General features: G+C 44.9%; 19 protein-coding genes, 1 tRNA gene and 1 rRNA gene. 5 read left to right on the forward strand and 16 right to left on the reverse strand.

From position 1 onward, the window contains the following. Nucleotides 1-141: 141 nt before the first annotated feature. The 13 genes from Xish_RS08125 to asnC all read right to left on the reverse strand — a co-directional run bounded on the left by Xish_RS08125 (nt 142) and on the right by asnC (nt 11,601). The gene (locus tag Xish_RS08125; protein WP_045967700.1) at nt 142-564 is read right to left on the reverse strand and encodes a F0F1 ATP synthase subunit epsilon; all 423 of its coding nucleotides are present in this window, start codon (nt 562-564) and stop codon (nt 142-144) included. A 21-nt stretch (nt 565-585) separates the two neighbouring features. Beyond that, nucleotides 586-1,968: a F0F1 ATP synthase subunit beta gene (gene atpD, locus Xish_RS08130; RefSeq protein WP_099117437.1), complete on the reverse strand. Its 1,383-nt coding sequence runs from the start codon at nt 1,966-1,968 to the stop codon at nt 586-588. Between the two features lie 34 nt (nt 1,969-2,002). After that, nucleotides 2,003-2,866: a F0F1 ATP synthase subunit gamma gene (atpG, locus tag Xish_RS08135; protein ID WP_074019112.1), complete on the reverse strand. Its 864-nt coding sequence runs from the start codon at nt 2,864-2,866 to the stop codon at nt 2,003-2,005. A 72-nt stretch (nt 2,867-2,938) separates the two neighbouring features. Continuing rightward, on the reverse strand, nt 2,939-4,480 hold the full coding sequence (atpA, locus tag Xish_RS08140) for a F0F1 ATP synthase subunit alpha (RefSeq protein WP_099117438.1): 1,542 nt from the start codon (nt 4,478-4,480) through the stop codon (nt 2,939-2,941). Between the two features lie 14 nt (nt 4,481-4,494). Beyond that, complete coding sequence (atpH, locus tag Xish_RS08145) at nt 4,495-5,028, reverse strand: F0F1 ATP synthase subunit delta (protein ID WP_099117439.1); 534 nt, start codon at nt 5,026-5,028, stop codon at nt 4,495-4,497. Nucleotides 5,029-5,040: 12 nt separating this feature from the next. Then, nucleotides 5,041-5,511: a F0F1 ATP synthase subunit B gene (gene atpF / locus Xish_RS08150; protein WP_099117440.1), complete on the reverse strand. Its 471-nt coding sequence runs from the start codon at nt 5,509-5,511 to the stop codon at nt 5,041-5,043. A 58-nt stretch (nt 5,512-5,569) separates the two neighbouring features. Continuing rightward, nucleotides 5,570-5,809: a F0F1 ATP synthase subunit C gene (atpE, locus tag Xish_RS08155; RefSeq protein ID WP_045967711.1), complete on the reverse strand. Its 240-nt coding sequence runs from the start codon at nt 5,807-5,809 to the stop codon at nt 5,570-5,572. A 51-nt stretch (nt 5,810-5,860) separates the two neighbouring features. Beyond that, on the reverse strand, nt 5,861-6,685 hold the full coding sequence (gene atpB / locus Xish_RS08160) for a F0F1 ATP synthase subunit A (protein ID WP_047770879.1): 825 nt from the start codon (nt 6,683-6,685) through the stop codon (nt 5,861-5,863). 31 nt (nt 6,686-6,716) lie between these two features. Continuing rightward, the gene (gene atpI, locus Xish_RS08165; RefSeq protein ID WP_074024336.1) at nt 6,717-7,094 is read right to left on the reverse strand and encodes a F0F1 ATP synthase subunit I; all 378 of its coding nucleotides are present in this window, start codon (nt 7,092-7,094) and stop codon (nt 6,717-6,719) included. A 611-nt stretch (nt 7,095-7,705) separates the two neighbouring features. After that, entirely contained in the window at nt 7,706-8,326 is a 621-nt protein-coding gene (rsmG, locus tag Xish_RS08170; protein ID WP_099117441.1) for a 16S rRNA (guanine(527)-N(7))-methyltransferase RsmG, read from the reverse strand. A 16-nt stretch (nt 8,327-8,342) separates the two neighbouring features. Continuing rightward, complete coding sequence (mnmG, locus tag Xish_RS08175; RefSeq protein ID WP_099117442.1) at nt 8,343-10,232, reverse strand: tRNA uridine-5-carboxymethylaminomethyl(34) synthesis enzyme MnmG; 1,890 nt, start codon at nt 10,230-10,232, stop codon at nt 8,343-8,345. A gap of 375 nt (nt 10,233-10,607) precedes the next feature. Next, nucleotides 10,608-11,048 carry an FMN-binding protein MioC gene (mioC, locus tag Xish_RS08180; protein WP_099117443.1) on the reverse strand — a complete coding sequence of 147 codons (441 nt, stop codon included), beginning with the start codon at nt 11,046-11,048 and terminating at the stop codon, nt 10,608-10,610. A gap of 91 nt (nt 11,049-11,139) precedes the next feature. Next, entirely contained in the window at nt 11,140-11,601 is a 462-nt protein-coding gene (gene asnC / locus Xish_RS08185; protein ID WP_074018962.1) for a transcriptional regulator AsnC, read from the reverse strand. 165 nt (nt 11,602-11,766) lie between these two features. Here asnC and asnA point away from each other — a divergent pair, with 165 nt between their 5' ends. After that, complete coding sequence (gene asnA / locus Xish_RS08190; RefSeq protein ID WP_099117444.1) at nt 11,767-12,759, forward strand: aspartate--ammonia ligase; 993 nt, start codon at nt 11,767-11,769, stop codon at nt 12,757-12,759. Between the two features lie 3 nt (nt 12,760-12,762). Here the strand turns inward: asnA and viaA are convergent, their stop codons facing one another. After that, nucleotides 12,763-14,220: an ATPase RavA stimulator ViaA gene (gene viaA / locus Xish_RS08195; protein ID WP_099117445.1), complete on the reverse strand. Its 1,458-nt coding sequence runs from the start codon at nt 14,218-14,220 to the stop codon at nt 12,763-12,765. A 160-nt stretch (nt 14,221-14,380) separates the two neighbouring features. Between viaA and Xish_RS08200 the strand changes: the two genes are divergently transcribed. Further along, nucleotides 14,381-17,860, forward strand: a complete 3,480-nt coding sequence (locus tag Xish_RS08200; protein ID WP_099117446.1) for a DEAD/DEAH box helicase — start codon at nt 14,381-14,383, stop codon at nt 17,858-17,860. Nucleotides 17,861-17,936: 76 nt separating this feature from the next. Here Xish_RS08200 and ravA read toward each other — a convergent pair whose 3' ends face one another. Further along, a complete protein-coding gene (gene ravA / locus Xish_RS08205) occupies nt 17,937-19,430 on the reverse strand; it encodes an ATPase RavA (protein ID WP_099117447.1) in 1,494 nt (497 codons plus the stop codon). A 326-nt stretch (nt 19,431-19,756) separates the two neighbouring features. Between ravA and rbsK the strand changes: the two genes are divergently transcribed. After that, nucleotides 19,757-20,686, forward strand: a complete 930-nt coding sequence (gene rbsK, locus Xish_RS08215; RefSeq protein ID WP_099117449.1) for a ribokinase — start codon at nt 19,757-19,759, stop codon at nt 20,684-20,686. 308 nt (nt 20,687-20,994) lie between these two features. Here the strand turns inward: rbsK and mdtD are convergent, their stop codons facing one another. Then, on the reverse strand, nt 20,995-22,389 hold the full coding sequence (mdtD, locus tag Xish_RS08225) for a multidrug transporter subunit MdtD (protein ID WP_099117450.1): 1,395 nt from the start codon (nt 22,387-22,389) through the stop codon (nt 20,995-20,997). A gap of 580 nt (nt 22,390-22,969) precedes the next feature. Between mdtD and Xish_RS08235 the strand changes: the two genes are divergently transcribed. Together Xish_RS08235 and Xish_RS08240 are read left to right on the forward strand one after the other, a co-directional pair. Continuing rightward, a 16S ribosomal RNA gene (locus Xish_RS08235) occupies nt 22,970-24,512 on the forward strand. Nucleotides 24,513-24,595: 83 nt separating this feature from the next. Further along, nucleotides 24,596-24,671 (forward strand) — tRNA-Glu (locus Xish_RS08240). Nucleotides 24,672-24,827 lie beyond the last annotated feature (156 nt).

Consider the following 24,827-nt stretch of genomic DNA (forward strand, 5'->3'; position numbering starts at 1 on the left):
GCGAAATAAATTGCCACATATTTCGCAATGCAAAAAAGCCAGTTAGTTTTCACCAACTGGCTCTTTATCTAACTGCCTATACCCTTTATCTTTCATGTCGCAACCCAATTGGATGCAATTCGAAAATCTATCGGGTACTTATTACATCATTTTTTTTGTCAGCTCGATAACGCGAAGTTTCGCGATCGCTTTCGACAATTCAGCAGATGCCTGAGCATAATCAACATCGCCGTGGGAGTTACGGATGTGTTCTTCTGCCTTGCGCTTGGCTTCAAGCACTTTAGCTTCGTCCAAATCCTTACCACGGATCGCTGTATCGGCCAGTACGATAACGCCGTTTGGCTGAACTTCAAGAATACCACCTGACAGATAGATAAACTCTTCTTCACCAAACTGCTTAACAATACGTATCATGCCCGGTTTTATGGCAGTAAGCAGTGGTGTGTGTTGAGGATAGATCCCCAGCTCACCTTCACTACCTGTCACCTGAATTTTCTGTACCAGCCCTTCAAACATCTGTTTTTCAGCACTGACTACGTTCAGGGAGAACGTCATTGCAGCCATATCAACCTCCCGTCAGCCGTATTAAAGCTCTTTCGCTTTTTCCACAGCTTCTTCGATGGTACCAACCATGTAGAACGCCTGCTCTGGCAGATGGTCATAATCACCATTCAGGATGCCCTTGAAGCCACGGATAGTGTCTTTCAGAGAAACGAATTTACCTGGTGAGCCGGTGAAGACTTCTGCAACAAAGAATGGCTGAGACAGGAAGCGCTGGATCTTACGGGCACGCGCCACAACCAGTTTGTCGTCTTCAGACAGTTCGTCCATACCCAGAATAGCGATGATGTCTTTCAGTTCCTGATAACGTTGCAGGATAGACTGAACGCCACGCGCTACGTCATAGTGCTCTTGACCAACAACCAGTGGGTCAAGCTGACGGCTGGTTGAATCCAGTGGGTCAACCGCAGGGTAAATACCCAGAGATGCAATCTGACGGCTCAATACGACGGTTGCATCCAAGTGAGCAAAGGTTGTCGCAGGTGATGGGTCAGTCAAGTCATCCGCAGGAACATAAACTGCTTGTACGGAGGTGATGGAGCCCGTTTTGGTTGAGGTGATACGCTCTTGCAGGGCACCCATCTCTTCCGCCAACGTTGGCTGATAACCAACCGCAGATGGCATACGACCTAACAGTGCAGACACTTCTGTCCCTGCCAGGGTATAACGGTAAATGTTATCAACGAACAACAGAACGTCACGGCCTTCATCACGGAATTTTTCCGCCATTGTCAAACCAGTCAATGCAACACGCAGACGGTTTCCTGGTGGCTCATTCATCTGACCGTATACCAGAGATACTTTATCCAGTACGTTTGAATCAGTCATTTCATGATAGAAGTCGTTACCTTCACGGGTACGCTCCCCAACACCGGCAAATACAGAGTAACCTGAGTGCTCGATAGCGATGTTACGGATAAGCTCCATCATGTTAACGGTTTTACCTACACCCGCACCACCAAACAGACCAACTTTACCACCCTTAGCAAATGGGCAGATCAAGTCCATAACTTTGATACCGGTTTCCAGCAGTTCCTGAGAGTTGGATAACTCTTCATAGCTTGGTGCTGTACGGTGAATTGACCAGCGCTCTTCTTCGCCGATCTCACCTTTCATGTCAATTGGATCGCCCAATACGTTCATGATACGGCCCAGTGTTGCTTTACCCACTGGTACTTCGATTGGGTGTCCTAAGTCAGTCACGTCCAAATTACGGCGCAGGCCATCAGAGGTACCCATTGCGATACAACGGACAATACCACCACCTAACTGCTGCTGAACTTCCAGCACCAGTTTTTCTTCACCGTTTTTAACCTCAAGGGCATCGTATACTTTTGGTACGCTGTCCTGAGGGAATTCGACGTCCACCACGGCGCCGATTACCTGGATAATCTTTCCAGTAGCCATCTTGAATCCTCTACGTAATTCGTAAACCTAGCTGTTAAACCGCAGAAGCACCCGAAACGATTTCGGTGAGTTCCTGAGTGATACTGGCCTGACGAGCCTTGTTGTAAACCAACTGCAACTCTTTGATCAGGTTGCCACCGTTATCGGTCGCGGCTTTCATCGCTACCATTCGTGCGGCCTGTTCACTAGCCAGGTTTTCAACGACGCCTTGATAAACTTGCGCTTCTATATAGCGGCGCAGCAGGGTATCCAACAGTGCCTTAGGATCAGGTTCATACAAATAATCCCAAGACTTCTTCTTCAGTGTTTCATCGTCTCCGGCTGGCAGAGGCAATAACTGAGTGATCGTCGGAACCTGAGACATTGTATTCATGAACTTGTTTGTCACTATATACAGTTTATCCAGACGCCCTTCGTCATATGCTTGCATCATGACGTGGACTGGCCCGATCAGTTCGGATAATGATGGGTTATCTCCCATTCCTGTTACTTGAGCAACAATGTTGCCCCCAACAGAAGAAAAGAAGGAAACCGCTTTTGATCCAATAAGCGCCAAATCAACTTGGACGTTTTTATCAGACCAGTCTTTCATTTCTATCAGCAATTTTTTGAACACGTTAATGTTCAAACCGCCACATAAACCACGATCAGTCGAAACAACCACGTACCCAACACGCTTGACTTCGCGCTCTTCAAGGTATGGATGTTTGTATTCCAGATTACCTAACGCAAGGTGTCCAATCACATTGCGAATGGTTTCTGCATAAGGACGGCTGGCCGCCATGCGATCCTGCGTTTTACGCATTTTGGACGCGGCGACCATCTCCATCGCTTTAGTGATTTTTTGCGTGTTTTGCACACTGGCGATTTTGGTACGTATTTCTTTTGCGCCGGCCATTTCTGCTTCTCCGAATTCAACCAGACGGCCCAAGTTTTTCCATTAAATAGAATCAAACAGGGCCGAATAGTGTTACCAGGACTGAGTCGCCTTGAAGGATTCCAACAGAGCTTTCAGCTTCGCTTCGATCTCTCCATTGTAATCACCAGACTGGTCAATCTCTTTCAGAAGATCAGCATGTTCACGGTTAGCATACGCCAACAGCGCAGCTTCGAAACTGACCACTTTTGCGATTTCGATATCTTCCAGATAACCACGCTCAGCAGCAAACAGAGACAGAGCCTGCTGTGCAATAGACATCGGCTGATACTGTTTCTGTTTCAGCAACTCAGTGACTTTCTGACCATGATCCAACTGCTTACGCGTTGCGTCATCCAGATCAGAAGCAAACTGGGAGAATGCTGCCAGTTCGCGATACTGAGCCAGAGCGGTACGAATACCACCAGACAGTTTCTTGATGATCTTAGTCTGAGCAGCACCACCTACACGGGATACGGAAATCCCTGGGTTAACCGCTGGACGAATACCTGAGTTGAACAGAGACGATTCAAGGAAGATCTGACCATCAGTGATGGAGATAACGTTTGTTGGTACGAACGCAGAAACGTCACCCGCCTGAGTTTCAATGATTGGCAGTGCAGTCAGAGAACCTGTTTTACCCTTAACTTCACCATTAGTGAATTTTTCAACGTATTCAGCGTTAACACGCGCTGCACGCTCCAGCAAACGGGAGTGCAGGTAGAAAACGTCTCCAGGATAGGCTTCACGCCCAGGTGGACGACGCAGCAACAGGGAAATCTGACGGTATGCTACAGCCTGTTTAGACAGATCATCGTAAACAATCAGTGCATCTTCACCACGATCACGGAAGTATTCACCCATCGCACAACCAGAGTATGGTGCCAGATATTGTAGAGCCGCAGATTCAGAAGCGGATGCAACAACAACGATAGTATTTTCCAGTGCGTCGTGTTCTTCCAGTTTACGGACTACGTTAGCAATGGTAGAAGCTTTCTGACCAATCGCAACATAGACACATTTAATACCAGAATTACGCTGATTGATGATCGCATCGATAGCCAGAGCGGTTTTACCGGTCTGACGGTCACCGATTACCAGCTCACGCTGGCCACGGCCAATTGGGATCATGGCATCAACGGATTTGTAACCTGTCTGGACAGGCTGGTCAACGGATTGACGATCGATAACACCTGGTGCGATAACTTCTACCGGTGAGAAGCCATCATTATCAATAGCGCCCTTGCCATCAATTGGCTCACCCAGTGTGTTAACAACACGACCCAGCAGACCACGGCCAACAGGCACTTCCAAAATACGACCCGTACATTTGACTTTCATGCCTTCGGCTAAGTCAGCATACGGACCCATCACAACCGCACCTACAGAGTCGCGCTCCAGGTTCAGTGCAATTGCATAACGGTTGCCAGGCAGGGAGATCATTTCACCCTGCATGACATCGGCTAAACCATGAATACGAATGATACCGTCGTTAACGGAAACAATCGTACCTTCATTGTGAGCTTCGCTCACGACATTGAACTGAGCAATACGCTGTTTGATCAGTTCGCTGATTTCGGTGGAATTCAGTTGCATATGCTCCAGTCCCCTTAAGACTGCAAGACGTCTGTTAAACGATCCAGACGGCCACGAATACTGCCATCGATCACCATGTCACCTGCACGGATAACCACACCGGCAATAACAGACTTGTCAATTTTGCAATTCAGCTTCACTTTGCGTGACAGACGTTTTTCCATCGCCGCAGAAATTTTAGCCTGCTGCTGCTCATTCAGTTCGGACGCAGAAATCACTTCAACATCGATAGTCGACTCAAGTGACGCACGCAATTGGATAAATTGCAGGAAGACTTCTGGCAGTACCAGCAAGCGACCATTTTCTGCCATTACACGAATAAAGTTCTGAGCATGCTCATCAACCTGCTCACCACAAAGGGTGATGAAGGTTTTGGCTAACGTTTCCGGTGCCAATGAACCGGAAAGCAGCTCACCAACCTGCTCATTGCGAGTCACCTCAGCAATGAACGCCAGCATGTTCTGCCAGTGTTCGAGAGATTGATGTTCTACAGCAAAGTCAAAAGCTGCTTTGGCGTAGGGGCGAGCTACCGTAGCAAATTCAGACATGCCCCTCCCTCCTTACAGTTCAGCGACCAGTTTATCAACGATGTCGCTGTTAGCAGCTTCATCCACGGAACGTTCGATGATTTTCTCGGCACCTGCGATCGCCAGTATCGCAACCTGTTTACGTAACTCTTCACGAGCGCGCTTGCATTCAGCTTCAATTTCAGCATGAGCTTGCGCTACAATTCTGTTACGTTCAAGCTCTGCTTCTGCTTTAGCATCATCAATAATTTGGGCTTTTTGTTTATTAGCCTGCTCAATGATAACTTGTGCATCAGCTTTCGCTTTTTTCAGTTGGTCGGTCGCATTGGCTTGCGCTAAGTCCAGGTTCTTTTTGGCACGCTCTGCTGAAGCCAAACCGTCAGCAATCTCTTTCTGACGTTTTTCAATGGCCGCCATAATTGGTGGCCATACATACTTCATGCAGAACAAAACAAACAGGACAAACGCTAAGGCCTGGCCGAGGATTGTTGCGTTAATATTCACGACACAATACCTCTATTTCAATTAATGAATTGGCGTAATTTTAAGTTCTGCTATTTTATTAACCGCCAACAGCGAACATCATAAACAAGCCCAAGCCCACAGCAATCATCGGGATGGCGTCAACCAGACCCATGACGATAAAGAACTGCGTACGCAGCAGAGGAATCAGATCAGGTTGGCGAGCAGCGCCTTCCAGGAATTTACCCCCGAGGATGCCGATACCGATCGCAGCACCAATAGCCGCCAAACCCATCAGAATAGCGGCAGCTATGTACAGCAGATCCATGTTTATATCCATGACAGTCTCCAGTTTGTTTCAAGTTAAAACACAATTATTGATTGATAAAAATTAATGCTCTTCAGATGCCATCGATAGATAAACAATCGTCAGAACCATGAAAATAAAGGCTTGTAACGTAATAATCAGTATGTGGAAAATCGCCCAAGGCAGGCTGAGTAACCACTGTGCTCCCCACGGTAGAAGAGCCGCAATAAGAATAAAGATCAATTCGCCCGCATACATATTACCAAACAGTCGCAGACCGAGTGATATAGGTTTAGACAGCAAACTGACCCCTTCCAAGATTAAGTTAATTGGAATAAAGAGTGGATGATTGAAAGGCTGCAATGTCAGCTCCTTCGCAAAACCACGAATTCCTTTCATCTTAATGCTGTAGAACAGAATGAGGACAAAGACACCGAGAGCCATCGACAAAGTGACACTGACATCTGCGGTTGGAACAATACGCAGAGCAGGTAAGCCGAAGAAGTGTTCACCGATTAAAGGAATAAAATCGATTGGCAGCAAGTCCAATGCGTTCATGAGTAACACCCAGACGAACACAGTCAAAGCCAGAGGAGCTATCACTTTGCTCTTACCGTGATACATATCACGAACAGTGTTATCAACGAAGCCGATTACCATTTCTATTGCAGTCTGAAATTTGCCCGGAACACCATCAGTAGCGCGAACCGCGACTCTTCTGAACACAAATAGAAACAACATCCCTAATACGATGGAGAAAAAAAGCGAATCGATATTCAACGTCCAGAACGTCGCCTCATAACCACTAGCGTGGGGATTGACCAACTCAAAGGTACGTAAGTCCAACTGAAGGTGCTTCAGGTGATGACTTATGTACTCCGAAGTTGAAACTTCTCCTGATGCAGACATGATGCTTTTTACCCTTTTGTTGTTAAAAACGCTAACCGTTCATTACGGCAGGTGCGATGATCTGCACAATCAGCACCGCTAAATAGGCCACACCAAGTGGTGCAAATGCCGCCTTGAACACCCCTAAAGCGACTATCAGCACGGTTATCGTAATGATAACCTTAACCCCTTCGCTAATCGCGAAAAACCATGCAATCCGTACTGGAACCCCTTCTTCTTTTACTTTTTGGAAGCGGCTAAGCAACATAAAAATGGTATTCGGTAACCAACATGCTAGCCCACCAGCAAAAGCAGAAGCGCCCCACTCTATACTTTTGGTACAAAAAGCTACACTGAGAATAACAAAAGTCATTAACTGCAAAAATAACAGTTTCAGTGCCATTCTACCGCTGTAAAGGGATACAGACATGACTTTTGTTTTCTCCCTGTGGTACACCATCACATATCAGGCTTTGCTGAATGTTGTATAAAACTGGCTTTGCTTAAGAGTGTCAAGTGACAAAAACGTGCAAATTATACGGGCAGCCAAAATGAATTCAATCCATAAGTAGCGAAAAAGTGAATAATTATTTAAATTTCTAACTTTGGTGCTAGATCGCTCACAAATACCATTTAATATTCTGCAATGACTAATGGTATTGTCTTTAAATTAAACGTGATATACATCACATTAAACAAAAACCATTAATTATATTTATCATTAGGTATGTGATAAAAATCTTTTATTTTTTTCAACAGAAATCAACCTATTAATATTACACCTATGAAGTTTTATCTGCTATATCGATAAAAAAGGTTAAATGATTATTTTACTCACTTTCTCTAAAATTTTTTTATAAAGAAAACCGATAGAAATCTTTAAAAAGAGAAATTATATCAATATAAAAGTAACGTTGGTTTTCTGTGAATCATCAGTAAATAAAGTTGAATCCATAGAAGAGAATAACGAGTAACGCCCGTTACATTTTAAATGTAATTGACGTTACTTATTATTTAGATTTTTTTTGATAAATAGCAAAGTTAGTTTGACTTAAGTATTACCAGATGACGCTGTTCATCTAACTCTGCGACTTGGAGAGAAATGACGGTGTCGAGTACAATCCCTGTTGGCAATTGAGACAATTCATTTTCCGGCAATACACCTTTTAAGGCATAAAAACGGCCTTCACGTGGTTTGGGAAGATGACTGCACCATGACAACATGTCTTGCAACGAAGCAAACGCACGACTAATTACCCCATCAAAGGGAGGCTCAGGAACAAATTCTTCAACACGGTTTTGCACCGGTTCAATATTGTTCAAGCCTAATTCATGTTGAACCTGACGCAAAAAACGAACCCGTTTTCCCAAACTATCCAATAAAGTGAAGTGAGAATCAGGGCGTACAATTGCCAGAGGAATGCCTGGCAAGCCAGGCCCTGTTCCCACATCAATAAATCGTGTTCCATGCAGGAATGGATTAACAATGATGCTATCCATGATGTGCCGAATTAGCATCTGTACCGGATCACGCACAGATGTCAGGTTATAAGCCTTGTTCCATTTATTCAGCATGTCAACATAGGCAACAAGCTGTTGTTTCTGTGTCAGCGATAACTCAATGTCAGTTTTCGCCAGCAGTGCTTCCAATTTGTTAAGCAAAATCTGTTCCTTTCCCTTAGGCGCTACGACGCAGTAAACCTTGTTTTTTCAGCCATACCAGCAAAATAGAAATGGCTGCCGGAGTGATACCTGAAATACGTGAAGCCTGACCAATTGAACTTGGTTTATGATCATTTAGTTTTGCAATAACTTCATTGGAAAGCCCGCTCACTTGTTGATAATCCAAATCAACAGGCAGTGCAGTATTCTCATTACGTAATTGTTTTTCGATCTCTTCTTGTTGACGGGCAATGTAGCCTTCGTACTTCACTTGAATTTCAACCTGATCCGCGGCTTGAGGCTCAGTCAATCCAGGGGCAAAACGGGGTAATGACTTCAGTAATTCATAATTCATTTCAGGGCGGCGCAGCAAATCTTCACCATTGGCTTCTTTTGATAACGGTGTTTTCAGGAGCTGGTTGATATCCTCTAAGTTATCAGAGTGAGGGTGTACCCAAATATTGCGCAAGCGCTGCCGTTCCTGTTCGATCATTTCAAATTTGCGGCAATAATGTTCCCAACGAAGATCATCAACCAAGCCTAGTTTGCGGCCTTGTTCGGTCAGACGAAGATCCGCATTGTCTTCACGCAGCATCAAACGATATTCAGCACGGGAAGTGAACATCCGGTAAGGCTCTTTAGTTCCGAGTGTGCATAGATCATCGACTAATACGCCAATATAAGCCTGATCACGGCGTGGGAACCAACCTTCTTCACCGTTAGCATAACGGGCAGCGTTGAGACCAGCCAGTAACCCTTGTGCGGCTGCCTCTTCATATCCGGTGGTGCCATTGATCTGGCCAGCAAAAAACAGACCATGAATAAATTTACTTTCCAGTGTTTGTTTTAAATCACGTGGATCGAAGAAGTCATATTCGATCGCATAACCAGGACGAATAATACGGGCATTCTCCATGCCTTTCATGGAATGAACAATTTGCATCTGAACGTCAAATGGCAAACTGGTCGAAATACCGTTTGGATAGATTTCGTTACTGGTCAGCCCTTCGGGTTCTAAGAAGATCTGGTGAGCGTTACGATCCGCAAAACGCATGACTTTGTCTTCGATGGAAGGACAATAACGAGGGCCGATCCCTTCGATGATCCCAGCGTACATTGGACTGCGATCCAAGTTATTGCGGATCACTTCATGGGTTTTTTCATTGGTATGTGTGATATAGCACGGGATCTGCCTTGGATGTTGATCGACATTACCCATGAATGAAAATACAGGTGTTGGGTTATCGCCCAGTTGCTGTTCTAGCTGACTAAAATCAATAGTTCGTGCATCAATGCGAGGCGGTGTTCCTGTTTTCAGGCGAGCTACACGCAAAGGTAGTTCACGTAAACGGTGAGATAATGAGATCGCAGGAGGATCTCCGGCTCGTCCGCCACTGTAGTTTTCCAATCCGATGTGAATTTTTCCATCAAGGAAAGTTCCTACAGTCAGAACTACAGATTTTGCTTTGAATTTTAATCCCATACGCGTAACAACACCGGTAACAGTGTCGTTTTCAACGATGAGATCTTCAACGGGTTGCTGGAAGATCATTAAATTAGGCTGATTTTCCAATGCCGTCCTTACAGCTTGTCGGTAAAGTACTCGATCCGCTTGTGCTCGTGTAGCCCGAACAGCCGGGCCTTTGCTGGCATTGAGTGTTCTAAACTGAATACCGGCTTGATCCGTGGCTTTTGCCATTAAGCCACCAAGTGCATCGATCTCTTTTACCAGATGCCCTTTACCGATCCCACCAATGGCTGGATTACATGACATCTGGCCCAAAGTATCAATATTGTGAGTCAGTAGTAAGGTTTGACGCCCCATACGTGCGGAGGCCATCGCCGCTTCAGTACCGGCATGACCCCCGCCGATAATGATGACGTCAAAGTGCTCTGGATAAAACATGTGCGAACCTTCAATTGTGAGAATGCTTCATATGCATTGGAGAGAGAATTCTACTCAAGTTTGGACCTTAGACCAAGAGGTGAGAGATCATCGTTATTTAAAATAAGATCTTTTTATTTAAAGATCTCTTTATTAGATCTTTTATTAGGATCGCGATCATCTGTGGATAAGTGGATTTTCCATATAAAGATCATGATGCTGTAAAGGATCATTTGCTGTGAATGATCCGTGATCCAACTCAGTATAAGCTGGGATCAAAAAGCCTAGTTATTCACAGCCATTCGATTGTAACTCGGTTATTAAATGGATAACTACGGGTTAACCCCTGCTTTTCAGATAAGTTATCCACAGTTGTTCGTTATATTTTTAATCAGATCAGAGTAACTTTGACCACTCTTTAACCCATTCTTCGGCTGGATCTTCGGGAATTTCGTGTTGCAGAATGTCGATTTCCAATCGATCTCCGATCCGTTTTGCTCCGTGATCTTCCAATAAGCGCTCCAGTGATCTTATCGCACCACAGAATGTGTCATATTCGGAACTGCCGATACCGACTGCACCAAATGTGATATTGCTGAGATCCGGTTGCTGCTGTGTGATCTCATCTGCCAGAGGCTGGAGATTATCAGGTAAGTCCCCAGCACCATGCGTTGACGTAACCACAAGCCATAATCCTTCAAGTGGAAGATCTTCCAATGAGGGGCCATGAAGCATCTCTGTTGAAAAGCCGTTATTTTCTAAGATCTCAGCTATATGTTCTGCAACATATTCGGCGCTACCCATTGTGCTGCCACTGATCAAGGTTATTGTACTCATCATGATCCTTGCTAAATTAAAGAACAACTATTGTACGTTGTGAATCTATAGGGATCTACCTGTGGATAATGTGGTTAACCGGTTTTTTGTTTTAAGGTTTGATTGTCCTCATTATCGGGTTTTGCAGGGAGATCAAGGTTTCTGTTGACTGGATTTCGTCGATAGTCTGGATCTTGTTGATAAGTACGTCCTGAAGGGCTTCTATGGATCGACACATGACTTTAATGAAAATGCTGTAGTGTCCAGTGGTGTAATAAACTTCAACGACTTCATCCAGCATATCGAGTTTCTTCAATGCTGCCGGATAGTCTTTGGCGCTTTTCAATATGATACCGATAAAGCAGCACACATCGAACCCCAGTTGCTTGGCGCTGATATCCACCCGAGTCCCCGTAATGATCCCTGATTGTTTCATTTTTTCTACGCGAACATGGATTGTTCCTGGGCTTACTGCGAATTTTTTGGCTAATTCTGCATAAGGTGTACGTGCGTTTTCCATTAAAGCGTGAAGTATGTCACGGTCTAAATTATCGATCTGATAAATTTCTGCCATTTTTAACCCCTATTTTTGAATAATATTCATTTTTATAGTGTATAAATTATCATTTATAAACCTTATGCAATATTTTTATTATCAGATATTGAATTTGTACCTCATTTTGTTGCTTAATCTATATCAACAGGACACAGGGCCACTAAAAATTTTGAGAGCTGCATCATGAAAACATCCTTTATTGAAAAGCAACAGCAGATTAGTTTTGTGAAATCATACTTTTCCCGTCTGCTAGAGAAACAACTTGGTTTGATCGAAGTTCAAGGACCTATCTTAAGTCGTCTTGGTGATGGTACTCAGGACAACTTATCGGGTCATGAAAAAGCGGTTCAGGTGAAGGTGAAAACGTTGCCGAACGCTACTTTTGAAGTTGTTCATTCTCTGGCGAAGTGGAAACGTAAGACATTAGGTCGCTTTGGTTTTCAAGCTGGACAAGGGTTGTATACTCACATGAAAGCTCTGCGTCCTGATGAAGATCGCCTGACACCTATCCACTCTGTTTTTGTTGATCAGTGGGATTGGGAGAAAGTGATGGGTGAAGGTCAGCGTTCACTCGACTATTTAAAACAGACAGTAGGTAAAATCTACGAAGCGATAAAAGAAACACAACAAGCGGTAAGTAAGGAATTTGGTCTGGCACCGTTCCTGCCAGATCAAATTCACTTTATCCACAGTGAAGAGCTTCTGAAACGTTACCCTGATCTGGATGCTAAAGGTCGTGAGCGTGAGGCTGCCAAAGAGTTTGGTGCAATTTTCTTGATGGGCATTGGTGGTAAGTTGTCTGATGATCAGGCACATGATGTACGTGCACCGGATTATGACGACTGGACGACACCAAACAGTGACGGTTTCTTTGGTCTAAACGGTGACATTATTGTCTGGAACCCAGTTTTACAGGATGCTTTTGAAATTTCTTCAATGGGTATCCGGGTTGATGCAGAGGCTCTGGAACGTCAGCTTTCACTGACGGGTGATGAAGATCGTCTGCAATATGATTGGCATCAGGCGTTGCTCAAAGGGGATATGCCGCAATCTATCGGTGGTGGCATAGGACAATCTCGTTTAGTGATGCTGATGCTGCAAATGTCACATATCGGTCAGGTTCAGTGCGGTGTCTGGTCGCCTGAAATCATTGAATCAGTTGAAGGTGTACTCTAAGTTTTAATTTCGCCACTTTCGGCGTAAACGGCTTACAAGCCCGGTATCAAAACGCCAGATATAATCGAATATCTGCATAATACCGGGTTTTCCATAATGGGAAAGGGAGACCGCATGGAAGCGGTGTTGTTGATGCTGTTGCAGATTTTTTATCTGATGGATTAGGGAGCCTGGCAAGCGTTGGGCAATGAAATCTGAAATAACAACAGCATCAGCATCTTCCCAAATCTTTTCTTTCATTTTTTCTACGGTTGCATTTAAACAAGATGCCAGATCAGTTCCACCCTTAAATGTTTGCCCCAGAAAATGCATGGCCTGAGTCAGTCCATTCGGTGATGTTAAGTCATAGTGGACGAGTTGTGTTGAAAACAGCATGATATGACAGTGACGATTATCCGCTAGCGCGATACGCATCAAAGCCAGACAAAATGCTTTTGCACACTGTTCATTAAACCCCCCCATTGATCCTGATGTGTCGACACAAACAATAAAGGGCCCCCGAAGCTGTTTTTTATTATGGTGATGTGTAACGGGTTTGAGTGTGGTTTTTGTTTGCCAGCCGTCCCCTTGTAAGCGATAGGACAGTAATTTTTTCTCCACCAGTCGCCGATAAAATTCGTATTCCAACTCTTCAATATCCAGCATAGCCAGCTCGGTGGGTAATAACCTTAAGATGTCATCACTTTGTCTAATCCCACTAATTTGCTCAGGTATCGTATCTGGTATTCTTTCAAATCGCGTGAAGGGTTCAAGAACTGGACTTTCTTTAGGAATTGATTTCGCTGCCTGACTGCGGCCGAGTAATTGTGCCAGTTTTTCCAGATCAGGTTGCTGTTTGAGAAAGTCAGCATAGAGAGTAAATAATTGTACATTTTGCTTAGTCAGGTGAAGTTGTCCTTTGCACATATCCCATAATCTACCTGCCGCGTGATCATTGTGATCAAATATGGGATCAAGGTTACTGCTTAGGAGTAATTGCTTTTGGATCTCAGCGAGTCGTTGCTCTTTTTCTTGTTCTAACAGTGCCTTGTTAAAAGATGTCGCTTGCAGGATCAGGCTAAGACGCCAGCGTTGAATAAACAATATTTGTCCTGAAGAGGTGTATTCAGAGAATGCTTTGAGCAGTGTATCGGCTTCTTTGGCAAAGGGAGATTCGAGTTGTTGAAGTTTCTCTACGATATTAGGTAACTGTTGATAGAAATCAGTCGTGTCAATTGATTGTATGTGTTGGTATAACTGAAACTCTTCGGCCAATGGAGAAGGAATAATCGTCTGTTTTATTCTCTGCTGTAATATTTGTTGCCATGAGGGGAGATCTTTTAGTAATGCATTCTTAAGCCTTGGAAACTTTCCAAAGAAAATAACTAACTGAGGGGTACCTAACAGTGCTGAAATGATCTCTTCGATCAGTTCGCTTTCGTTGATAGAAAGTAAGAGATCGAGTGTAGCTAGTGTTAACATGAAACTATCCCATTTTTGATCTCAGTTTCCTCATCCTGTCCTGAAGTCTGATTAGTTTCCCACTGTGGAACATGTGCCAATGTTACAGAAATAGCCATGCGTTTTGTTGCTAATCCTCGTAAAATTCAGTCTATATCTTCTATCTTCTTTGGTAAATATTATGGCTTATGGCAATACCTGGTGGGGTAAACAGTGGCTAAATGCTCTCACTAATATAGATTATGACAACCGATTGCCACGCGGGCGAACTTATGCCAATAAAGGTGTGGTCAAGAATCTGACATTGAAGAGAGGTACTTTGCAGGCTGAGGTATTGGGTTCTCGTCCATTACCTTACCAAGTCTTAATTCAAGTTCCTTCATTGACCCAGAAGCAAGTTGATCAATTGCTTGACGTGTTAGTGGATGATCCTGGTGTGATTGCCCGTCTGCTCAATCGAGAATTAGATCCTTCAGTGTTAGAGCAGGCTAAACGCTTAGGTATTGCCATCTTTCCATCCCAGTGGAAAGATTTAGCGATGAGATGTTCCTGCCCCGACTGGGCAGTACCTTGTAAGCACTTGGCGGCAACGATTTACGTGATCAGTCGTCAAATCGACAGTAATCCTTTTCTGGTGTTCTCCCTGCGTGGTGTGGATCTGATTCAGCAGCTAAAAGAACGAGGAATTAATATTGAGCGCGAAGTGGTGGTCAATGTGCCGAGCTTGTCGACTCTGTTAATTGAAGTTGGAGCGTCGGAAGAGGCTACTTTGCCTGATCCGATGGCACTAGAGGCGTTGGCCTATGATGACTTGCCATCGCTGTCTGAGCCACTATTGGCGGTACTGCCAACGCAGACTGTTTTTTTCCCTGACGGCGATCTGCGCAAAGTGATGCAGAGAGTACTGGCGCGGGTGGCTAAGTTTGCTCGCAAGGTGTTGGATGGCAAAATTCTAATGGATATGCCTATAGTCACTTTGTTGGCGCCCCACCGCCCCCGTATCACGCTGAATCGGGAGGGAGATGCCATTATCAGTGGTGTCAACGGCCTGCATACTATTGAAGAGCTGGATACCGCGCTGGCACAACTCACGCCAGCAGACTTGCCGGACAGGCAACCAGAGGTGGCTGCACTGTTTCACCTGCGCATGATATCTTTGCATCTGTTAGCTCACGGCGCGGTGGTGCCACAGGTATTTTCTGTGGAGCCGGGTGTTCTGGGGGTGCGTTGGTTACCAGCTATGCTCGATAACCGAGTTGCTGAACAGATGCAGCTTCTGGCAAGAGGCTTGCCGTCGCAATTGGCCGTGTTAAGTCGGAACCAGACCATTTCACCGATGATGCAGGCTTGTGCGCTATGTGCGGTATTTCTCGGTTACTACCTGCAAGTGGGGTCGGAGTATGTCAGAGAGAAACCGCTTGGCAATAAAATCTTGTCCCTGTTATTCAGTGGTGAACCGAAAAATTTTAAGGGCTCGGAGGAGAGTTCTATCGGCCCTTCCTTACAGACTTGGCTTGCACGCTATCATCTGGCCGAACGGGACTATTTCCCCGTGCTGAGCTTGGATGAGGGGGAATTCGGCGATTTCGAAGTGGGGTTGGCTATTCAGCCCAAATCAGCCTTGTTGACTCCCCCTGTTCCGTTGCTCCACGTGCTGACTGAGCAAAAATGGAGTCAGGCGCGTTTCGGCATTTTGCAGACGGTTATTTTGCTGACTGAATTTTTCCCACCCCTTGATGATTACTTGAGACAGGGAGCACGTTTTCCTATTGTTCTGACGTCTGAACAACTGCCTGAGCTATTGTTCAACATACTACCAGCCATTCAATTGCTTGGTATTCGTACTTTGCTACCCAAAGCGCTGGAGCGACTGTTACGTCCTCGGTTGTCGATGAATGTATCCAGTCAGGCTCAGGGGCTGAGAAGCAATCAATTGAGAGTTGATGAGATCCTGACTTTCGATTGGCGGGTAGCTCTGGGTGAACATTATCTGACACGTGCCGAGTTCGAGCAATTGGTTCAAGGCGCAACAGGCGTGGTGCGTTTCAAAGGAGAATATGTTTACCTCGACCCGGAAGAAATTGCGAGTTTGCAAGCCCAATTGGATCGCCCCTCTAAATTATCGGGTAATGAACTGCTGCGCACTGCATTGGCTGGCGAATTTGATGGTGCACCAATCAAGCTCGATGACAACACGTTGCAACTACTGAACGAGTTGAGGGAATTAGGTGAAGTGCCCTTACCGTGTGACCTTAACGCTACCTTGCGTCCATATCAACAACGCGGTTACGCTTGGATGTTGCGCAATTTACAAGTAGGATTTGGCAGTGTTATTGCTGATGATATGGGGCTTGGAAAAACGTTGCAAGTGATCACTACTCTGCTCAAGCTTAAGCAGGATGGTGCCTTAGCGCAGTCTAAGGCACTGATAGTGGTTCCCACCAGTTTGCTGACCAATTGGCAGAAGGAAATAGCCCGCTTTGCACCAACGATCAGCATCGGCATATTTCATGGCAGTAAACGTGAATTGACCTGTGAACGACCAGACGTCTTGCTGACTACCTACGGTATTGTTCGTAGTGCGGTGAACACGCTCAAGGCGATGCCTTGGCGGGTGCTGGTGGTGGATGAAGCGCAAAACATCAAGAACCCATCGGCCGCGCAAACCAAAGCGATCAAATCCATTCCTGCTGCCGGCTATATCGCCATGAGTGGAACGCCTGTCGAAAACCGTCTGTCTGAGTACTGGAGCTTAATGGATTTCGCCAATCGCGGTTATCTGGGCACACTTAAGCGTTTCGAGAAAGATTACACTATGCCGATCCAGATCAACCGTGATCGGCAGGTAGCGGAACGCTTTCAACGCATCACAGCTCCCTTTCTTCTGCGCCGCCTTAAGTCCGATCGCAACGTGATAAGCGATCTGCCCGACAAGGTTGAGAGTGATCAATACTGCACATTAACGGCAACACAAACCGCATTGTACGAATCAGTAGTGCGTGAAGGTTTGCTGACCCTTGAAGCTGAAGAAGATCAGTTCAAACGTCAGGGGTTAGTATTACAAATGATTTTGGCGTTAAAACAGATCTGCAATCATCCCGATCTGTACCTGAAACAACCTGCCAGTGATGCTGTGGCTTCCGGCAAACTCGAACGCTTGTTCGATTTGCTCGACGATATATATGCCAGCCACGAAAAGACGCTCATTTTTACTCAGTTCCGTGAGATGGGGGAATTACTGGCTCACTGGTTGCAGCAGCGCTACGGGCAGTCCCCGATGTTCCTGCATGGTGGTCTACCTCGCTCCAAACGTGACGAAATGGTGGAGAAATTTCAGACCGACCGCACTGAGCGGGTGTTTCTGTTATCCCTCAAGGCCGGAGGGACAGGTCTTAACCTCACTGCTGCTTCAAACGTGATTCACTTCGATTTATGGTGGAATCCTGCGGTAGAGTCGCAGGCCACTGACCGCGCGTATCGCATTGGTCAACAGCGTAATGTGCAGGTGCACCGTTTTATTACCAGTGCCACTTTTGAAGAACGCATTAACGAAATGATCCAGCGCAAACGTGAGCTATCGGATATGGTGGTGGGTAGTGGAGAGCAATGGATAGGTAATCTGGATACGCAAGCATTAAGAGAACTGTTTGTGCTTGCTTGATGCATGACTTTATCTTAAGGGAGACGATATTTAATACTCTGTATAAATCGCTCCCTTACAGAAGATCCACACGATATTACTTCCCTATTTTTGATCTTAATTGTTTCTGTTTTTCGGTTAATTGCAGGAAACTCTGTTCAATGCTGGCAAGCCAATATTTTTCGATAAATAAACAGGGTTGATGCTGATTAAACAGATAGCGTTGTTGTTGAATTTCATTGCTGATAGGTGTCAGCTTTTCATGCCATTCTGTATGAGTGTTTTTTGAGGGAGTAGATAGGCAGAGGACTGCGCTATTACGGCTAATATCCAGTACGGTAAGCTGATTCTTTTCGTTGATTTCTGCTGTGATGGTTTGCGGGAAACCAATGCCATTTAAGCAAGCAGGAAGCTTTCCAGTATTATTTTTTAGGGTGTTTTCCAGTGATTTTTTATCTATTTCGATAAAATTGACTTCAATATCATGCATGTGTAATGAAGGATGTAAAAACAGAGTGAGTTTTTCATCTGTCATATTTTCGGGCAGTGAATAAAGTGTCTTGCGGCTAAACAGAGAGGATTTGGCGACTAATTGCAGGGGATGATGTTCATTTTCGTCTTGGCTGGACTGTACCCACTGCTGGTATAACTTCTCCATTTTTTGCATAAGAGAACGTTGCAGATAAGCCTGTTCTGTTAATAAAGCATGTAAGGACTGGGAGAAAAGTTTTAAGGTGTTCAAATCATGCCATAGGCAATCTTTTAATAGCACTATATCTAGCGGAGATATTTCATTTCTCCCACTGAAAAAGGCACTGGCTTGTAATAAACGGATGGATTTTTTCCAACGGCGATCTGAGACATCAGCCGTATTCTCTATTGCATTGACTTGTTGGCGTAATTGATAAATCAGCTCAAAGATATGATCTGGTACGAATATATGGTTAATTTTGTTTTGCCATTGATGAAACTCGTTATCAGTGATTTGGATATGGATAGGTACAGGATTGTCATTTTCATTATTTCGGTCAGTCAGTAAGGCGCGAAAGTTTTTCTTTTCCTGGATCTTGTCTAACCAGAGTCGGATCAACATGCGATCGTAGAGTGCTTCCAGACCATTATCACTGTCTGGGAGTTCATTGGACGCTGTAACCAGTAAACGCATCGGTAATTGTTCTTCTTGGTTGCCATTTCTGAATTTTTTTTCATTAATCGCGGTAAGTAACGTATTCAAAATGGCGGGGCCTGCTTTCCAAATTTCATCCAGAAAAACGATTTCAGCTTCGGGTAAATAACCTTCGGTAAGGCGCTGGTAACGCCCTTCATCTTTGAGTGCTTGAATGGAAAGGGGGCCGAAGATCTCTTCTGGGGTGGAAAAACGGGTCATCAGATATTCAAAAGCGCGTGCATTTTGAAATACAAATTTAATCCGACGTGCAATAAGACTTTTAGCTATTCCTGGAGGCCCAAGAAGAAAAACGCTCTCTCCACATAAGGCGGCTAATAGGCACAGGCGAATGGCTTGTTGTCTTTCATATAGACCGTTTTCTAGATACTGACTGAGTAGAGATATTTTCTCGACCAATTGCATATTATTTACACCCTGGCTTGAATAGTTACCTCCCTTTATTTATAGATAAAATTCACGCTATGCAAAGATTTTGGTGATAATTTATTGGGCTTTAATAGCATATTTTAAAAAATCGATTCAGCTTAACTTCTTCAATAAAAAAGATGTGCTAGTTGTTGGATTCGATGGTACAGATGATGGCATTAAGGCAGTACAGAGCGGTCAATTAAGTGCCACTATTCCGGTTGGATTGGAATTAGTGATCAAAAATTAGCATGGCGATGCAGCTATCGAGACAAATGGCGGCGTTGTTACTGGGCAGGCATAACTGAACAGGAATAAATGTAATGAGTATGGCAAAGCTGGTGGTGATGGGTAGCATCAATGTAGATCACATATTGAATCTCAATTCTTTTCCCCAACCAGGGGAAACAGTGAGAGGAGAACAGTATAAGGTTGCTTTTGGAGGAAAAGGAGCAAATCAGGCAGTTGCTGCTGGTCGTTGTGGTGCTGACATTACATTTATTGCTTGCGTTGGCCAAGATGACATTGGCACACGTGTTTGCCAGCAGTTGGTGAAAGATAAAATCAATACTTCCTCAATTGAGGTTATTGAAGGAGAAACAACGGGCGTTGCCCTGATTTTTGTCAATCGGCAGGGAGAAAATGTTATTGGCATTAATGCCGGGGCGAATAGCAGGCTTACCCCTGATTATTTCCTTCGTCATAACCAAATAGTCAAAGATGCTGATGCATTATTATTGCAGCTTGAAACTCCACTGGAAACCGTGCAACTTGCGGCTGAAACGGCCAAGAAACATCATGTTAAAGTGATCTTGAATCCAGCACCAGCACAGAAAATTTCGGATCAATTGCTTTCTCTGGTAGATATCATTACACCGAATGAAACAGAAGCAGAATATTTAACTGGTATTGCTGTAAAAGATGCTGCTGGAGCGGAAAAAGCAGCTCAGGCCTTACATGATAAAGGCATAGAAACGATCATTATCACATTGGGTAGCCGAGGAGTATGGCTGAGTGAAAAAGGTAAAGAAGGTAAAATTATTCCCGGATTCAAAGTAAAAGCAATCGACACAATTGCTGCGGGGGATACCTTTAATGGTGCCTTGGTAACGGGACTGCTGGAAGGAAAAGAGCTATTGTCGGCGATCCGTTTTGCTCATGCTGCGGCTGCAATTGCAGTAACACGTCAGGGGGCGCAGCCTGCGGTTCCGTGGAGAAATGAAATTGATGCATTCCTATCTGAACAGGATTAACCGTGACTAACCATGAAGGACGTTGTTCGGTCTGGCGGCATCTGCATCTCAACATCAACTGTTTCTCATATGATTAGTGGCAACTGTTATGTCAGTGAAGACGTAAAAATATAGTTAATATAATTACTTATAGATTTAGTTATGTGTTGTCTGCCTTGGCAGGTAGCTTGAAAATCAAACAAACCAAAAGATGAATTGGGGAAAATGGCGATTGATAGCCTGCTTTATCGAATGAACAAGCCAGAAAGCGAGCAGGGGAAATTGATTTTGACGCCTAAATTACTCGAACGAAATTCTGTAGTCCGCTGTTAACGGGTTTCTTTCTTCTTAATTAAGTTATTACCGTCTTCTTTATGCAGCAATAGAAAAACAGTAGAAGAAATCAAGGTAATCACTCCTATCGTCATCAAAGTATAGTGGAAATGGCTTATGGTTGAGCCATATTCCATTGACTCATAAAACCTCAGGATTGCCGCACTGACGGTCACCCCAAAGCTAATGGATAACTGCTGAGTGACTGCCAGCAGGCTGTTACCGGCACTTGCATTGTTATCATCCAGATCACCTAAGGTGATTGTATTCATTGCTGTGAACTGTGTGGACATTACCATTCCCAATATAAAAAGAGGGATTATCAAAAGTACGATGGGGAGTTCTGGAGTTTGTAGCGAAAATTGTGAAATCATTAGACCAATAATAATCGTGACCCAAATGAGAGTGTTTCGATATCCAAAGCGAGTCAATACATTGGTCACAAAAGATTTGGCTAAAATTGAACCAATAGCATTCGGTGCCATCATTATGCCAGCAATCACCGCTGAAAATCCAAATCCTACTTGCAGCATCAAAGGAATAATAAATGAAAGCGAGCCAGTACTTAGCCGAGTAGCAATATTACTGGCAATGCCAACTGAAAATGTGCGTGTTTGAAACAACTGGAGATTAATGAGGGGATTTGAGTATCTTTTCGCATGAAATATATACCCTAATAGCATCATGGCGCCACTAGAAAATAAAGCAAAAGGGAGATAGCCAGAGAATGAATGATCCCCAAATAAATCAAAGCTGACTGAAATCATGACTAAGCCCGTGCTAAACAATGTGAACCCCAGAAAATCGAAAGGGCATTTGGGCATAGTTAAATTGGGCATATTCTTTCTGGCGTAAACGATACCCAATAAACCAATAGGAATATTGATGATGAAGATCCAATGCCATGTTGCATAGGTTACTAATAATCCACCAAACATCGGACCCAAAATAGGGCCCAATAACCCAGGCATGGTGACAAAATTCAAAATAGGTAACAGTTCGCTACGTGGATATGTTCTGAGTAAAGCCAGACGAGCGACTGGCATCATCATAGCCCCACCTATACCTTGAATAATTCGGGATATCACTAAGAAAGAAAGACTGTGTGATAGTGCACAAGCAAGTGAACCTAAAGAAAAGAAAGAAACAGCATAAATAAATACTGTACGAGTACCAAATCTATCAGCGAGCCAACCGCTTACGGGAATTAGCATTGCTACAGTTAAGGTATAACTGACAATAGCGGACTGCATTGCCAATGGAGAATGATGAAGACTTTTTGCAATCTCCGGTAGTGCGGTGTTAAGAATTGTGGCATCCAAAGACTGCATAAAAAAAGCAATAGCCGCAATCCAAGGCAATCCCGACATATTGCGTGCGGATTTGACCATTAGATATCCCGTTTCTTTTTTAATGATAATTAGTGATTACATAATATCTTAATACATTAAACTAAAACTATTTTTTGGCTACTAATGAATCAATGAGTGCTGTTAAAACTGGTTGAATGTTGCGGTAGTCAATCGTACCAATAATGATTATGTGAAACATCAATTCAATAACTGTTGGCTAAATCAGCAATGTTAGGGTGAAAAAAGCACAATATTGTCGGATTTGTTGAAAAAAACCACGAACAGAAAAAAAACCAAAAAAAACTATTGCCAGCCCCAGAAAACTCCCTATAATGCGCCACCACTGACCGGCGATGTGCTGAAACAAGCCACGACGGCCGCAGAGAAAAGCGAAAATAATCGCTTGACTCTGGAGGCGAAAAGCGTAAGATACGCAGCCTCGCAACCCGGCAGAAACGGCCGGTTGCCAACGCTCTTTAACAAATTAATCAGACAATCTGTGTGGGCACTCGCAAGACACTATCTCAGCCGAAAGGCAAAAAAAGATTAAAGTCTTGAAGAGTGACTGACAGTTAATTCATTACGAACTAACAGTAAGATTCTTTGAGCATCAAACTTTTAATTGAAGAGTTTGATCATGGCTCAGATTGAACGCTGGCGGCAGGCCTAACACATGCAAGTCGAGCGGCAGCGGGGGAAAGCTTGCTTTCCTGCCGGCGAGCGGCGGACGGGTGAGTAATGTCTGGGGATCTGCCCGATGGAGGGGGATAACCACTGGAAACGGTGGCTAATACCGCATAACCTCTTTGGAGCAAAGTGGGGGACCTTCGGGCCTCACGCCATCGGATGAACCCAGATGGGATTAGCTAGTAGGTGGGGTAAAGGCTCACCTAGGCGACGATCCCTAGCTGGTCTGAGAGGATGACCAGCCACACTGGGACTGAGACACGGCCCAGACTCCTACGGGAGGCAGCAGTGGGGAATATTGCACAATGGGCGCAAGCCTGATGCAGCCATGCCGCGTGTATGAAGAAGGCCTTCGGGTTGTAAAGTACTTTCAGCGGGGAGGAAGGCGCAAGGTTGAATACACCTTGCGATTGACGTTACCCGCAGAAGAAGCACCGGCTAACTCCGTGCCAGCAGCCGCGGTAATACGGAGGGTGCAAGCGTTAATCGGAATTACTGGGCGTAAAGCGCACGCAGGCGGTCAATTAAGTTAGATGTGAAATCCCCGGGCTTAACCTGGGAATGGCATCTAAGACTGGTTGGCTAGAGTCTCGTAGAGGGGGGTAGAATTCCACGTGTAGCGGTGAAATGCGTAGAGATGTGGAGGAATACCGGTGGCGAAGGCGGCCCCCTGGACGAAGACTGACGCTCAGGTGCGAAAGCGTGGGGAGCAAACAGGATTAGATACCCTGGTAGTCCACGCTGTAAACGATGTCGATTTGGAGGTTGTGGCCTTGAGCTGTGGCTTCCGGAGCTAACGCGTTAAATCGACCGCCTGGGGAGTACGGTCGCAAGATTAAAACTCAAATGAATTGACGGGGGCCCGCACAAGCGGTGGAGCATGTGGTTTAATTCGATGCAACGCGAAGAACCTTACCTACTCTTGACATCCACGGAATTCTGCAGAGATGCGGAAGTGCCTTCGGGAACCGTGAGACAGGTGCTGCATGGCTGTCGTCAGCTCGTGTTGTGAAATGTTGGGTTAAGTCCCGCAACGAGCGCAACCCTTATCCTTTGTTGCCAGCACGTTATGGTGGGAACTCAAGGGAGACTGCCGGTGATAAACCGGAGGAAGGTGGGGATGACGTCAAGTCATCATGGCCCTTACGAGTAGGGCTACACACGTGCTACAATGGCGGATACAAAGAGAAGCGACCTCGCGAGAGCAAGCGGACCTCATAAAGTCTGTCGTAGTCCGGATTGGAGTCTGCAACTCGACTCCATGAAGTCGGAATCGCTAGTAATCGTAGATCAGAATGCTACGGTGAATACGTTCCCGGGCCTTGTACACACCGCCCGTCACACCATGGGAGTGGGTTGCAAAAGAAGTCGGTAGCTTAACCTTTTGGAGGGCGCTGACCACTTTGTGATTCATGACTGGGGTGAAGTCGTAACAAGGTAACCGTAGGGGAACCTGCGGTTGGATCACCTCCTTAACCAACGATGGTGAAATGTGAGTGTTCACACAGATTGTCTGATGAAATGCAGTATGAGCAAGCGTCTGCGAAGAAGACTTGAAGTCCCCTTCGTCTAGAGGCCTAGGACACCGCCCTTTCACGGCGGTAACAGGGGTTCGAATCCCCTAGGGGACGCCACTTTGCTCCGGTATCGGGTGAAAGACGGTGCCTAAAATGATTGCTAAGCGGGCTGGTGAGCCGGTTTAGCAATCGTTGCTCTTTAACAATCTGGAACAAGCTGAAAATTTGAAACAATCGATGTTGTTGAACGATAACATTGATGAGTCTCTCAAA

Origin of the sequence: Xenorhabdus ishibashii, assembly GCF_002632755.1 — a bacterium.
GTDB classification, from domain to species: domain Bacteria; phylum Pseudomonadota; class Gammaproteobacteria; order Enterobacterales; family Enterobacteriaceae; genus Xenorhabdus; species Xenorhabdus ishibashii.